This window comes from Pseudomonas sp. 18-147, from assembly GCF_051048045.1.
In the GTDB taxonomy this organism is placed as follows: Bacteria; Pseudomonadota; Gammaproteobacteria; order Pseudomonadales; family Pseudomonadaceae; genus Pseudomonas; species Pseudomonas aeruginosa.
The window spans coordinates 3,882,055-3,894,492 of sequence record NZ_CP182296.1; the positions used below are offsets into that span (position 1 = coordinate 3,882,055).

Consider the following 12,438-nt stretch of genomic DNA (forward strand, 5'->3'; position numbering starts at 1 on the left):
CGCTTTTTCCCCGAGCGACGCTTTCCGGGCTTGCAGCTGCCGAGGTATCCTGCGCGCAAATTCATCCGATGATTGGATGTTTCTTCCGTGACCATTCCCCTCAAGCGCTCCCTGGTGGACATCGCCCTGGAGCAGATCCGCCAGCGCATCGACGCCGGCCATTGGCCGCTCGGCCAGCGCCTGCCGCCGGAGCCGGAACTCGCCGAGCTGCTCGGCATGAGCCGCAACACCGTGCGCGAAGCGGTGCGGGTGCTGACCTTCTCCGGCGTGCTGGAAGTCCGCCAGGGCGACGGCACCTACGTGCGCGCCTGCGCCGATCCGCTGGAAACCATGCTGGTGCTGGCGCGCAGCGCGGTGCAGCACTCCCTGGAGGCACGCGGGATGATCGAGATCGAGGCGGCGCGCCTGGCAGCCGTTCGCCGCGACGACAGCGACCTGAGCGCATTGCGCGAACATCTCGACGCTTCGCGCCAGCGCTACGGCAGCGCCGACCTGCAGGACTACATAGAGCACGACGTCCGCTTCCACCAACGGATGGTCGATGCCGCCCACAATCCGGTGCTCAGCGAACTCTACCGCTATTTCTCGCAGGTCATCCGGACCTCGCTGGAACGCACCATGGCCGACCCACAAAGGGCCCAGCCCTGCTTCGAGCTGCACCAGCAACTGCTCGACGCCATAGAACGCGGAGACCCGGACGCTGCCGCCGCGGCCAACCGCGCACTGCTGATCTGAACCCGGGACAGACCCATGACTCACGCCTTGAATGCCCGGCCGGGAGCGCATCCCGGCCATCCTCCGGAAGAACTGCTGATCGATGCCGAAGTCGACGACGAACCAGTTCCGCCGGCGCCGCCACTACGCCCCTGGCTGCTCCTGCTGGGCCTGGTGCTGGTGGCGCTGAACCTGCGCCCGGCGCTGTCCAGCCTCGCCCCCCTGCTCAACCAGGTGCGCGACGATACCGGCCTCTCGGCCGCTGCCGCCGGCCTGCTGACCACCGCGCCGGTACTCTGCCTGGGGTTGTTCGCGCCGCTCGCGCCGCGCCTGGCCCGGCGTATCGGCGCCGAGCGCAGCGTGCTGCTGATCCTCTTCTGCCTGGCCGGCGGCATCGTCCTGCGCAGCCTGTTCCCGGTGTTCGGCCTGTTCGCCGGCAGCGTCCTGGCCGGCGCCAGCATCGGCATCATCGGCGTGCTCCTGCCGGGCATCGTCAAACGCGACTTCCCGCGCCAGGCCGGGGTGATGACCGGGGTCTACACCATGGCCCTGTGCCTCGGCGCAGCGCTCGCCGCCGGCGCTACCGCGCCGCTGGAGAAGCTCTTCGGCAACTGGGAACTGGCGCTGGCGTTCTGGTCGCTGCCGGCGATCCTCGCCGCCGCCTTCTGGCTGCCGCAGACCCGCCAGGGCCAGCACGCCCATCGCCAGGCCTTCCGTGTCATCGGCCTGTGGCGCGACCCGCTGGCCTGGCAGGTCACGCTGTACATGGGCCTGCAATCGTCCCTGGCCTACATCGTCTTCGGTTGGCTGCCGTCGATCCTGATCGACCGCGGCATGACTGCGGTAGAAGCCGGCCTGGTGCTGTCCGGCTCGGTGATGCTGCAACTGATCACCGCCCTGCTCGCGCCCTGGCTCGCCGCTCGCGCCAGGGACCAGCGCCTGGCGGTGGTGCTGGTGATGGCGACCACCCTCGCCGGCCTGCTCGGCTTCCTCTATGCGCCGCTGCAGACCATCTGGGGCTGGGCGGTCCTGCTCGGCCTCGGCCAGGGCGGTACCTTCAGCATCGCCCTGGCGCTGATCGTCCTGCGCTCGCGCGACGCCCACGTCGCCTCGCATCTGTCGGGCATGGCCCAGGGCGTCGGCTACACCCTGGCGGCCATGGGGCCGTTCATGGTCGGCGTGGTCCACGACCTGACCGGCGGCTGGAACGCGGTCGGCTATATCTTCATCGGCGTCGCCATCGCCGCCACCCTGTTCGGCCTCGGCGCCGGGCGCAGCCAGTACGTGGGGGCCCGCAGCGAACACCTGTAGCCCCGCAGACGCAAAAAGCCCCGCATCGCGGGGCTTTTTCTCCTTCGTCACTCAGGCATCCGGGCCGCGCCCTTCGGCGGGCGGCGTCCGCGGCGTGCTGGCGATCCAGTCGCTGAGCAGGTTGTAGGCCACTGCCAGCAGGATCGGGCCGAGGAACAGGCCCATGAAGCCGAACGCCAGCAGGCCGCCGAATACCCCGAGCAGCACCACCACCAGCGGCAGGTTGCCGCCACGGCTGATCAGGTAGGGTTTGAGGATGTTGTCCACCCCGCTGATGATGAAGAAGCCCCACAGGCCGAGGAACACCCCGTGGCCATAGTCGCCCTTGAAGAACAGCCAGGCGGTGGCCGGCCCCCAGACCAGCGGCGGGACCATCAGTAGGCTGCAGGCGAAGGTCAGCAGGCCGAGCAGCATGGCTCCCGGTACGCCGGCGATCATGAAGCCGATCCAGGCCAGCAGGGCTTGCGCCGCGGCGGTACCGATCACCCCGTTGACCACCCGCTGTACGGTGCCGGCGACAAGGTCGCGATAGTGCTCCGCGCGGTTGCCGATCAGGCGTTCCAGGGCACGGTGGACGATGGACTCCAGGCGCGGCCCGTCGCGGTAGAAGAAGAAGATCAGGATCAGGCTGAGGACCAGTTCAAGGATCCCTCCGCCGATCTTCGCGCTGCGCGCCAGCAGCCAGTTGCCGACCTCGCCGACATAGGGCTTGAGCACGTAGAAGAACGCCACGCCCTGTTGGTCGATGGAGTCCCACCAGCCGATCAGGCGGTCGCCGATCAGCGGTACGCCGGCCATCCACGAAGGCGGCGGCGGCAGGCCCTCGACCTGGAGATTCTTCAGCAGCTCCATCAGCGAGCGAACGTTGTCCGCCAGGCCGAAGCCGAGCCAGATCAGCGGCAATGCCACCAGGACGATCCAGCCCAGGGTCAGCAGGCCCGCCGCCAGCGACTCGCGGCCACCGAGCAGGCGCGTGAGCATGCGCATCAGCGGCCAACTGGCGAAAGCCAGCACCGCGGCCCAGAACAGCGCCGACCAGAATGGCGCCAGCACCCAGAGACTGGCACCGAGCAGACCGAACAGCAGCACGCGAAGCAACAGCCGATCGTTATCGAACATCAAGGCAGGCCTTCCTCAAAGGGGGATACACCGATAGACAGCGCTCGGCGTGCGCCGTTTCCAGCCGGAGCGTGGGGCGCGGGGGAAAGGCAGTCTACTCTGGCGGGCGGCCTTGCCGAAGGCATTTTCGCCATCGCCCGGGCCCGCAGGCCCGGGCGAACGCGTTCAACGCAGCCAGTTGAGGTGCAGGCCCTCGACCTCCGACTGGCCCAGCTCCATGCGGCTGTTCAGCACGCCCTGCCCGCGCAGGGCGTCGCGCCACTCCTGGGCGTGCTTGCCGGACAGCTCGACCCGCACCCCGGTATCCAGGCGCAGGGTCCGCACCAGCAGCTCCAACCAGGAGCCGGCCGGCTCCGCCGGCACATGGCTGAGGGTCAGTTCGCCGTTGGCCTTGAGCAGGCGCAGCAGGGTCGCCGGGCTCGGCAGCAGTTCCGCCAGCGGCGCATCGGCCTTGAGTTCCTCGGCCTGCAGGTAGGCGCGGCGATTGCCACGGGTGATCGAGTAGACCGCCACCAGGCTGTTCTCCTGCGGCGCCGCCAGACGCACCAGCAGGTAGGCCTGCTGCTCGTCCGGGCCGTACAGCTTGGCATTGCCGAACACGGCGTTGGCCAGCAGGCTGCTGGAGCCGCAGTCGCGTCGCTCGCACCAGAACAACGGCGTGGCGTCGGCCTTGAGCAGCGCGGTGCGCGCCGCGGCGAACGCCTCCTGGCTGCTGTGCTCGGGCGGCAAGCGGTAGGTCAGTGCGGTCAGCTCGCCTTCGGCGCGCACCTCGCCCTCCATGCGCAGGCGACCGCTGATGCGACTGATCGCCCCTAGCGGGTAGATCCGTTCCTCACTCGGCGCCTGACGGAAGTCGACGATCTCGGCGCGCGGGAAGCGCGGCAGGATGTCCAGGTCATGGCTGCCGGGAAGGTCGGCGGCCAGCGCCGAAAAGCTGAAAACGCCCAGGGATAGCAACAGGAACCCTCGCATACCGGCCCTCAACGGGTCAGCATCGACTGGGCGGTACGGATGGCGTCGTCGCCCTCCTTCTCCCGCCGCGGCACCAGCAGTCCGCGCTGCACCGCGGGACGCGCCTCGATGGCGGCGATCCAGCGCTGCAGGTTGTCCAGCCCGTCGACGGCGACACCGGACCAGTCGTGGATGCGCACCCAGGGATAGGTGGCGATATCGGCAATGCTGTAGTCGCCGGCGAGGTACTCGGCCTCGCCCAGGCGACCGTCGAGAACTTCGTAGAGGCGCCGGGTCTCATGCTGGTAGCGGTCGATGGCGCCCTGCAACTTCTCCGGGAAATAACGGAAGAACACGTTGGCCTGCCCCTGCATCGGGCCGACCCCGCCCATCTGGAACATCAGCCACTGGATCACCCGCGAGCGGCCCTTGACGTCGGTGGGCATCAGTTGCCCGGTCTTCTCGGCGAGGTAGATGAGGATCGCGCCCGACTCGAAGACGGCGAAGTCGTCGTTGTCGCGGTCGACGATGGCCGGGATGCGGCCGTTGGGATTGATCCTGAGGAATTCCGGAGCCTTCTGCTCCTTCTTGTCGAACGACAGCGCGTGCACCCTGTAGGGCAGGCCCATTTCCTCGAGGGCGATGGAAACCTTGTGGCCGTTCGGCGTGGCGGCGGTGTAGAGATCGATCATGCGGTGACTCTCCGTAACGATCCGTCCAGCCTTACGGCTGGACCCGGAATAGTCAAGGAAACAACGGCAAGCCGGTGTTTCAGCGCGCGAAGAAGGCCGCGAAGACCCTGGCCACCGCCTGCGCCCCGGCCTCATCGTCCAGATGCAGGTGATGCCCGCCCGGCAGGTGGTGCCGCTCGAACGGCAGGGTCTCCAGCAGCGCCCGCATGCGCGGCTCCACCGCCAGCATGCCCTGTTCGGCCAGCACCAGGCTGACCGGGCATTCCACGCTGCGCACGAAGTTCAGCGCGTGGGCCTGGGTCAGGCGCAGCGGCGACGGTAGGGTCAGGCGCGCGTCGGTGCGCCAGGTATAGCCACCGGGCACCGGTTCCAGGCCGCGCTGGGCGAGCAGTTCGGCGGCCTCCCGGGAGATCTCGCCGACCCCGCGCATCCGCGCTTCCACGGCTTTTTCCAGCTCGGCATAGACCGGCTTGCGCTTGTGGCGTAGCGCCAGTTGCGCCTTCAGCGCTTCGCCGAGCTTCTGCGGCGCCTTGTCGGCTTCGCCAGTGTAGGGAATCAGGCCATCGATCAACGCCAGCCGCTCGATGCGCTCGGGCAAGGCCCCGGCGAGCAGCACCGAGACGATGGCGCCCATCGAGTGCCCCAACAGGGAAAACCGCTCCCAGCCCAGTTGCTCGGCCACCATCAGCACGTCCAGCGCGTAGTCCCAGAGCAGGTAGCTGGCGCCCTCGGCACGATGCGCGGAATGCCCGTGGCCGGCGAAGTCGAGGGCGACGATACGCAGCCCGGCGAGCTTCGGCGCCAGGCGCGAGAAGCTCATGGCGTTGTCCAGCCAGCCATGCAGGGCGATCACCGGCTTGCCGTCCGGCGGACCGAACAGATGCGCGGCCAGTTCGATGTGCGGCAGGCTGATGCGTACTTCCTCGACCTGCAGGCTCATGCCGAACGCTCCTCGGTCGCCCGCGACCAGCGATCGAACACGCCTTTCAGCAGTTCGGCGGTTTCCCGCGGGCGCTCCAGCGGGAACATGTGGCCGCCGGGCAGCGACATGAACTCGCCGCGCGGCATCGCCCGGATCAGCCGGGTGTGGTGCGGCAACACCACCTTGCTGTGCCGCCCGCGCACCATCGCCAGCGGCACCTGCAACTGTCGTGGACGCCCCGGACTGCTGTGCGGCACGCTACGGTAGATGCTGATCTCGGTGGCCGGATCGAAGCGCAGGCGCAGGCCGGAACCGCCGCCGCTGTCGGCCAGCCCGTGGCGTACGTAGGCCTCCAGGCAATCGGGGTCGAAGCGGCGGAACAGCGCCTTGCCGGAGAAGTACGCCCGCGCCTCTTCCAGGTCGGGGAACGCCTCGCGACGCCCCAGGGTGCGCCCGGCCGGAGTGATCCGGTCGATGAAGCCGAAGCGCTTGGCGGCACGGATCATCAGGCGGTCGGCGAGGGTCAGCACCGGCGAATCGAGCATCACCACGCCGCGGTAGAGTTCCGGCCGGCGCAGCGCCGCGTGGTAGTGCAGCACGCCGCCGAGGGAATGGCCGACGCCCCAGACCGGCTGTTCCAGGCTGGCGAGGTGGTGCAGCAGTTCGTCCACCAGGTTGTCCCAGTTGTCGTTCACCGGGAAACGCGGGTCGTGCCCGTGCATTTCCAGGTGATCCACCCGGTACTCCGGCGCCAACGCCTCGAACAGCTTGGCGTAGGTAGCCGACGGGAAGCCGTTGGCGTGGGCGAAGAAAACCGATTGCGACATGCGCGACGTCTCGACAGGGCTGATGCCAGGGATTCTCCGGCAGCCTCGCCGAGGCGGCAATGGCTTTGCCGGCTGCCTTGCACGGCGAAGCGGCCAAAACCTCAGGCAGAGCGGACGAGATGCTCGAGGATCGCCGCCGCCACCAGCAGGAACACCACCCCGCAGGCCGCGTCCAGCCAGGGCACCGCGCGCAACAGGCGTGCCTGCAGGGCCGGGCGGGTAAGGGTCAGGCTGAGCAGGCCGAACCAGCAGGCGCCCATGCCGAACAGCAGCGCCGCCACCGCCAGTTTGCCGCCGAGCGACATCTGCGCGGGAATCAGGCTGCCGAGCAAGGCGATGAAGAACACCAGCGCCTTGGGATTGAACAGATTGGTCGCCACTCCGCGCAGCCAGGGCCCCAGGGGCGACGGCGGCAGTGCCCCGTCGAGCCGGCCCGGCTGGCCGTCGCCGCGCCGCAGCCAGGCGCGCAGCGCGCCGACGCCGAGCCAGGCCAGGTACAGCGCGCCGAGCGCCTGCAGGATGGCGAACAGCACAGGCGTACGGCTGAGCAGCAGCGACACGCCGGTCAGCACCAGGGTGGTATGCAGGAGAATCCCGCAGGCCAGCCCCAGCGCGCTGGCCAGGCCGGCCCGCCGCCCTTGGTGCAGGGACGTGCGCACCACCAGGGCGACATCGGGACCGGGGCTGACCAGGGCTATGGCGAACACTGCCGCCAGGGTCAGCAAGACAGACAATTCCTGCATGGCTACTCCACGAAAAAGGGATCGGAAAGGAAAACGCGAATCAGCGCTGGCGCAGGCGCGCCGGCGGTAACCCATAGGTGCGCCGGAACAGACGGCTGAAGTGCGCCTGGTCGTAGAAACCGAACTGCTGGGCCACCTGGCTCAATGGCTGCTCGCCGCGCAGAACCAGCGGCAAGGCGCGCTCCAGGCGCAGTTGGGTCAGCCACTGATGGGGCGGCAGGCCGCAGTGACGGCGGAAGCGCCGCAGCACCTGCCAGGGGCTCAGGCCGCAGAAGGCGGCCAGTTCCTCCAGGTTCGGCGGGTACTCCAGGCGCGACTCCAGCCAGTCGCGCAGCCGCGTCCAGTCGCGCTGGCCGAAGCCTTCCCGGTCGCCCTCCTCCAGGCGCAGGCTGCTGCCCAGGCTGAGCAGGCAGGCCAGCGCCTGCCAGAGGTGCTCTTCCAGGGCCAGACGGTTCTCCAGCGCCGCCGCTCCGCCGAGCATGCCCAGGTGCAACTGACGCAGGCGCTGCTGCAGACGCTCGTCGCGGACCAGGCTGCTGGTCAGGCGCGGCGCCCCCCGGCGGCCGTCGCTGAAGTCACGGCTGGCGCGCTCCAGCCAGTCGGCATCGAGCGCCAGGACGCGGATACGGTAGCCCTCCTCGCCGGCGCTGCTGCCGTCGTGGATGCTTTCCGGCGCCATCAGCAACGCGTCGCCGGCCCCGGCCAGGCGCCGTTCGCCGCCGGCGGCATAGCGATGCCGGCCCTGCAACAGCAAGCCGATGTGGTACTCCAGGTGGAAGTGCCGGGGAAAGGAAAAGCGGTTGTGCTCGGCGTCGATCAGGCGTACGCCGGGAATTCCGCTGCTGAGATGGGTGATCTGTTCCATCCCGCTACTCTACCGCCCGCGGGACGGAACGATCTTGGACAAAATTGCGGACCGCGCTCAGCCCGCCCTGCCCGCCAATGGCACCACCGCCATGGTCAGGCGGGCGATGCAGCTCGGCTTGCCGTCGTCGCCACTGAGGCGGATGTCCCAGACATGGGTGGTGCGCCCCAGGTGGATCGCCCTGGCCACCGCGGTGACCCGGCCGCTGCGCAGGCCGCGCAGGTGGTTGGCGTTCACTTCCAGGCCGACGCAGTAGTACTGGCTGGTATCGACGCACAGGTAGCTGGCCATCGAGCCCAGGCTTTCCGCGAGGACCACCGAGGCGCCGCCATGCAGCAGGCCGAACGGCTGGTGGGTACGCGAGTCGACCGGCATGCTGGCGGTCAGCGACTCGTCGTCGAAGGCTTCGAAGCGGATGCCAAGCAGGTCGCCGATGCTGTTCTTCTGCGAGGCGTTCAGTTGCTCCAGGTCGGGCGTTTGTCGCCAGAGGCTCATGGGAATTCCTTGCGCAAGGGGGAAGCCAAGGGCTTCCCGTCGGTGGGAGTCATTCGTGCCAGAGCACGGCCTCGCGGCGTTCCACCCATTCGTGGAAGCGCGAGCCATAGGCACCTTCCACCATATTGCGCTTGATCTTCAAGGTCGGTGTGAGGAAACCGTTGTCCACCGCCCAGGTTTCCTGCACCAGGACCAGGCCGACCAGGCGCTCGTGCTTGTCAAGCGCACCGTTGACCTGTTCCAGGTGCGCCCGCAGGCTGCTTTCCAGCGCCCCGCGGGTCCCGTTGAGGGCCTCCCGGCGACCGACCTCGGAGAGCACGCAGAGCCCCAACGGCGCGCTGAGGCCCTCGCCGACCACGCAGACCTGCTCGATGCGATCGTGCACCGCCAGGCGGTTCTCGATCGGCGCCGGCGCCACGTACTTGCCCTTGCTGGTCTTGAAGATTTCCTTCATCCGCCCGGTCAGGCGCAGGTTGCCTTCGGCGTCCTGCTCGCCCTTGTCGCCGGTGCGCAGGAAACCGTCGGCGGTGAGCACCTCTGCGGTCTTCTCCGGCTCCTTGTAGTAGCCGACCATGGTCGCGCCGCTACGCACCTGCACCTCGCCCTCGTCGCTGATGCGTACCTCGACGCCGGGGCTGTTCTGGCCGATCCAGCCGGTCTTCTGCCTGCCGGGCCGGCAGACGTGGGAGTAACCGCTGTTCTCGGTCATCCCGTAGACCTCGAGCACATCCAGGCCCAGGCGGCGATACCAGAGCAGCAGCGCCTCGGGTACCGGCGCCGCGCCGCAGAGCGCGTAGCGCACCGCGTCCAGGCCTAGCCCGGCGAGCACCTTGCGACCGACGATGCGGCCGAGGAACGGCAGCTTCAGCAGGCGGTCGAGCTTCTGCGCCGGCATCTTCGAATACACCCCCATCTGGAACTTGGTCCAGATGCGCGGCACGCCGAACAGCAGGGTCGGCCGCGCACGCTTCATGTCCTCGACGAAGGTGTCCAGGCTTTCGGCGAAGAACACCGTGGTTCCCCCGTAGAGCGACCCCATCTCGACGAACATCCGCTCCGCCACGTGGCACAGCGGCAGGTAGGAGAGCATCCGGTCGTCTTCGCGGGTGCCGAACAGTTCCACGCCGCGGCTGGCGGCGAAGGCGAAACTGCTGAAGTTGTGCATCACCCCCTTGGGCACGCCGGTGGTTCCGGAGGTGTAGATCAGGGTGGCGAGTTGCTCGGCGGCGGTCGGCGTATCGCCTTCGAGCGGCGCGCAGGCCTGCAGGTCGCTCCACTGGCGGTCGAAACGCCCTTCCGGGTGCAACGGCATGGCCACGGTCGGTATGCCCTCGGGGACTCCGGGCGCCATCGCCGGCCAGTCGTCGAGCTTGCCGACGAAGACCACCGCCGACTCGGAATGCTCCAGCACCTGGCGCGCCGACTCGGCGGTGAGATTGGGATAGAGGGGGACGGAAACGTGCCCGGCCATCCAGATCGCCAGGTCAGTGACGATCCAGTGCGCACAGTTCTTCGAGATGATCGCGATACGGCTGCCGGCGGGGAGATCCAGGCTGCGCAACCAGGCGGCTGCACGCCGCGCCTGGTCGCCCACCTCGCCCCAGCTCAGCTCCTCGACCCGGCCGCCACCGATGGGCTGCACCAGGTAACGCCGTTGCGGATGACGCTTTTCGCGCTCGAAGAAGACTTCGAGCGGCAGACGATTTGCAGTGACCACGTACCGCCTCCGTTGTTGTTGTTCTGGGAGATCGACCAAGCACTTGCTTGGTCGAATATTCCATCACAGCCAACCGCAGGCAAGCCGGGAAATGTTTCGGTTTGTAGTCGTTGTGCCAGGCGCTTCCTAGCCGTGCCGCGGGTGATGCAGCGAGACCAGGGTCATCAGCCCGGCGGCGGCGAAGTCGCCTTCCAGCTCGGCCAGCGAGGCAGTGCTCATCGGCAACGGATCGCGCCGGTTGCCATGCACCAGCAGACCGCCCAGCGCCCCGACCAGGGGCTGGTGGCTGACCAGCAGGAGATTGCGCTCGCTGCGCTCGTCGAGGAAACCGAGCACCTCGCGCGGATCGTCGTCGGGGGTCAACCAGGGCGCGGTGCCGACCGGCTCGACCAGGCCCAGTGCCTCGCGCACCAGCTCGGCGGTCTGCTGGGCGCGCACGTAGGGGCTGGCGAGAATCCCGTCCAGCGGCAACCCGGCCAGCCGCGCGGCGCTCTGCAGCACCTCCTTGCGTCCATGGGCGGTCAGGCGCCGCTCGGAATCCCGGCTGGCGTGCGGTTCGGCCTCGCCGTGGCGCAACAGCCAGAGTTTCACAACTTCGGCTCTTCGTCGCGCGCCGGGTGCGCGGCGGGCGGCACGCTGTGGGCGGCCTCGCCCTCGGCGGCGCGGGCGCTCGGCCAGTCGGCGAACGGCCAGGGTTTCTCGTCGCTGTGGAAGGTACCGAAACGGCCGATCTGCGCCAGGTACTGGCTGAGGCTGTCGCCGAAAGCCATCAGGCTGCCGTTCGGCGCGCCGTAGATCAGTCGGTAGACCAGTTGGATCACCACCACCGCCCCGAGGAGCAGTTCGGCGACCTGCCAGACCAGGACGAACAGCAGCATCCAGAGGATGCGGATGGCGATCGATTCGCGTGCTTGCGGGTCTGCGGACATGGCGGTCTCCTCGTCAGAAGCCGGTGGTGGGAATGAAATCGACGTCGGTCTTCGGCTCGCCGCGCATCAGCAGCTGGATGACCTGCGCCAGGGTGCGGCCTTCGAAGAGGATCGCATGGAGACCGGCGACCAGCGGCATGTACACCTGCATCTCGTCGGACTTTTCCTTGAGTACCTTGAGCGTGTTCACACCCTCCGCGGTCTCGCCCATGCGCGATACCGCCTCCTCCAGGCTGAGCCCCTCGCCGAGGGCGTGGCCGACCTGGTAGTTGCGGCTCTTCGGCGAGGAACAGGTGACGATCAGGTCGCCGACGCCGGCGAGGCCGAGAAAGGTCATCGGGTTGGCACCGAGCTTGACGGCGAACCGGGTCATTTCCGCCAGCGCGCGGGTAATCAGCATGCTGCGGGTGTTCTCGCCCATGTCCATCGCCGCGGCCAGGCCGGCCATGATCGCGTAGACGTTCTTCAGCGCACCGCCGAGTTCCACTCCGAAGCGGTCGCGGCTGGCGTAGACGCGGAAGGTGCGGCCGTGCAGGGCCGCCTGGACGCGGGCGCACAGCTCGTCGTCCTCGCTGGCGACCACCGTGGCGGTCAGCTCGTGCTCTGCGATCTCGCGCGCCAGGTTCGGGCCGGAAATCACCCCGATGCGGGCTTGCGGGGCGATTTCCTCGAGGATCTCACTCATCAGCTTGAAGGTGTGCGCCTCGATGCCCTTGGTCAGGCTCACCAGCAGCTTGTCCGTCAATGCCGCCTGGTGTGGTTGCAGCACCTTGCGCAGGGCGCTGGAGGGCAAGGCGACGAAGATCAGTTGGCAATCGGCCAGGGTGCGCTCCAGGTCGGTGACCGGCTCGACCCCGGGATGCACCTTGACCCCTTTCAGGTAGCGCGGGTTCTCGCGTCGGCTGCGGATCGCCTCGGCCTGCTCCGGGTCGCGCATCCACTGGCGGACCGCCTGGCCGTTCTCGGCCAGCAGGTTGGCGATGGCGGTGCCGAAACTGCCGCCGCCGAGCACGGCAATCGGTTGCTGCTCTGTCATGATTCATCCATTTCTGGCCGCCACGCGGCAATCACGCCATTATACGGTCGGCCAGCCGGCCGACCAGTCTTGACGCCGGCGCTGGCAAAAGCCCGCGCCTCGTTTACCATGCCCGGG

14 protein-coding genes are annotated in these 12,438 nt (G+C 68.4%); 2 read left to right on the plus strand and 12 right to left on the minus strand.

Going from position 1 to position 12,438, the window contains the following annotated elements; all coding sequences use genetic code 11:
- Positions 1-87 precede the first annotated feature (87 nt).
- Together ACM0M4_RS18365 and ACM0M4_RS18370 are read left to right on the plus strand one after the other, a co-directional pair.
- Positions 88-735: a FadR/GntR family transcriptional regulator gene (locus ACM0M4_RS18365; protein ID WP_003097856.1), complete on the plus strand. Its 648-nt coding sequence runs from the start codon at positions 88-90 to the stop codon at positions 733-735.
- Positions 736-750: 15 nt separating this feature from the next.
- Entirely contained in the window at positions 751-2,025 is a 1,275-nt protein-coding gene (locus ACM0M4_RS18370) for a CynX/NimT family MFS transporter (RefSeq protein WP_003114593.1), read from the plus strand.
- 51 nt (positions 2,026-2,076) lie between these two features.
- Here ACM0M4_RS18370 and ACM0M4_RS18375 read toward each other — a convergent pair whose 3' ends face one another.
- The 12 genes from ACM0M4_RS18375 to ACM0M4_RS18430 all read right to left on the minus strand — a co-directional run bounded on the left by ACM0M4_RS18375 (position 2,077) and on the right by ACM0M4_RS18430 (position 12,321).
- Positions 2,077-3,144: an AI-2E family transporter gene (locus ACM0M4_RS18375; RefSeq protein WP_003097861.1), complete on the minus strand. Its 1,068-nt coding sequence runs from the start codon at positions 3,142-3,144 to the stop codon at positions 2,077-2,079.
- Between the two features lie 165 nt (positions 3,145-3,309).
- Positions 3,310-4,116, minus strand: coding sequence for a DUF4892 domain-containing protein (locus tag ACM0M4_RS18380; protein ID WP_003097863.1), 807 nt, complete (start codon positions 4,114-4,116; stop codon positions 3,310-3,312).
- Between the two features lie 8 nt (positions 4,117-4,124).
- A complete protein-coding gene (locus ACM0M4_RS18385) occupies positions 4,125-4,787 on the minus strand; it encodes a glutathione S-transferase family protein (protein WP_003114590.1) in 663 nt (220 codons plus the stop codon).
- 79 nt (positions 4,788-4,866) lie between these two features.
- On the minus strand, positions 4,867-5,727 hold the full coding sequence (locus ACM0M4_RS18390; protein ID WP_003097867.1) for an alpha/beta fold hydrolase: 861 nt from the start codon (positions 5,725-5,727) through the stop codon (positions 4,867-4,869).
- Complete coding sequence (locus tag ACM0M4_RS18395; RefSeq protein WP_023096833.1) at positions 5,724-6,536, minus strand: alpha/beta fold hydrolase; 813 nt, start codon at positions 6,534-6,536, stop codon at positions 5,724-5,726. Before ACM0M4_RS18395 ends, ACM0M4_RS18390 begins: the two co-directional genes overlap by 4 nt.
- Before the next feature lie 101 nt (positions 6,537-6,637).
- The gene (locus ACM0M4_RS18400) at positions 6,638-7,279 is read right to left on the minus strand and encodes a LysE family translocator (protein WP_003122890.1); all 642 of its coding nucleotides are present in this window, start codon (positions 7,277-7,279) and stop codon (positions 6,638-6,640) included.
- 40 nt (positions 7,280-7,319) lie between these two features.
- Positions 7,320-8,144 (minus strand): AraC family transcriptional regulator, encoded by an 825-nt coding sequence (locus ACM0M4_RS18405; RefSeq protein WP_003097872.1) that lies wholly within the window; start codon positions 8,142-8,144, stop codon positions 7,320-7,322.
- Between the two features lie 57 nt (positions 8,145-8,201).
- The gene (locus ACM0M4_RS18410) at positions 8,202-8,639 is read right to left on the minus strand and encodes a hotdog fold thioesterase (RefSeq protein WP_003087490.1); all 438 of its coding nucleotides are present in this window, start codon (positions 8,637-8,639) and stop codon (positions 8,202-8,204) included.
- Positions 8,640-8,688: 49 nt separating this feature from the next.
- The gene (locus ACM0M4_RS18415) at positions 8,689-10,356 is read right to left on the minus strand and encodes an AMP-binding protein (RefSeq protein WP_004342765.1); all 1,668 of its coding nucleotides are present in this window, start codon (positions 10,354-10,356) and stop codon (positions 8,689-8,691) included.
- 126 nt (positions 10,357-10,482) lie between these two features.
- Positions 10,483-10,947 carry a phosphohistidine phosphatase SixA gene (gene sixA / locus ACM0M4_RS18420; RefSeq protein ID WP_003117751.1) on the minus strand — a complete coding sequence of 155 codons (465 nt, stop codon included), beginning with the start codon at positions 10,945-10,947 and terminating at the stop codon, positions 10,483-10,485.
- Positions 10,944-11,285 carry a DUF4389 domain-containing protein gene (locus tag ACM0M4_RS18425; RefSeq protein WP_003097882.1) on the minus strand — a complete coding sequence of 114 codons (342 nt, stop codon included), beginning with the start codon at positions 11,283-11,285 and terminating at the stop codon, positions 10,944-10,946. Before ACM0M4_RS18425 ends, sixA begins: the two co-directional genes overlap by 4 nt.
- A gap of 13 nt (positions 11,286-11,298) precedes the next feature.
- Positions 11,299-12,321 carry an NAD(P)H-dependent glycerol-3-phosphate dehydrogenase gene (locus ACM0M4_RS18430; RefSeq protein ID WP_003097883.1) on the minus strand — a complete coding sequence of 341 codons (1,023 nt, stop codon included), beginning with the start codon at positions 12,319-12,321 and terminating at the stop codon, positions 11,299-11,301.
- Between the last annotated feature and the right edge of the window lie 117 nt (positions 12,322-12,438).

What these genes read in the sequence shown, in the direction of transcription:
- ACM0M4_RS18370 (WP_003114593.1), top strand. Translation starts at nt 751, where the DNA reads ATGACTCACGCCTTGAATGCCCGGCCGGGAGCGCATCCCGGCCATCCT.
- ACM0M4_RS18375 (WP_003097861.1), bottom strand. Translation starts at nt 3,144, where the DNA reads ATGTTCGATAACGATCGGCTGTTGCTTCGCGTGCTGCTGTTCGGTCTG.
- ACM0M4_RS18380 (WP_003097863.1), bottom strand. Translation starts at nt 4,116, where the DNA reads ATGCGAGGGTTCCTGTTGCTATCCCTGGGCGTTTTCAGCTTTTCGGCG.
- ACM0M4_RS18385 (WP_003114590.1), bottom strand. Translation starts at nt 4,787, where the DNA reads ATGATCGATCTCTACACCGCCGCCACGCCGAACGGCCACAAGGTTTCC.
- ACM0M4_RS18390 (WP_003097867.1), bottom strand. Translation starts at nt 5,727, where the DNA reads ATGAGCCTGCAGGTCGAGGAAGTACGCATCAGCCTGCCGCACATCGAA.
- ACM0M4_RS18395 (WP_023096833.1), bottom strand. Translation starts at nt 6,536, where the DNA reads ATGTCGCAATCGGTTTTCTTCGCCCACGCCAACGGCTTCCCGTCGGCT.
- ACM0M4_RS18400 (WP_003122890.1), bottom strand. Translation starts at nt 7,279, where the DNA reads ATGCAGGAATTGTCTGTCTTGCTGACCCTGGCGGCAGTGTTCGCCATA.
- ACM0M4_RS18405 (WP_003097872.1), bottom strand. Translation starts at nt 8,144, where the DNA reads ATGGAACAGATCACCCATCTCAGCAGCGGAATTCCCGGCGTACGCCTG.
- ACM0M4_RS18410 (WP_003087490.1), bottom strand. Translation starts at nt 8,639, where the DNA reads ATGAGCCTCTGGCGACAAACGCCCGACCTGGAGCAACTGAACGCCTCG.
- ACM0M4_RS18425 (WP_003097882.1), bottom strand. Translation starts at nt 11,285, where the DNA reads ATGTCCGCAGACCCGCAAGCACGCGAATCGATCGCCATCCGCATCCTC.
- ACM0M4_RS18430 (WP_003097883.1), bottom strand. Translation starts at nt 12,321, where the DNA reads ATGACAGAGCAGCAACCGATTGCCGTGCTCGGCGGCGGCAGTTTCGGC.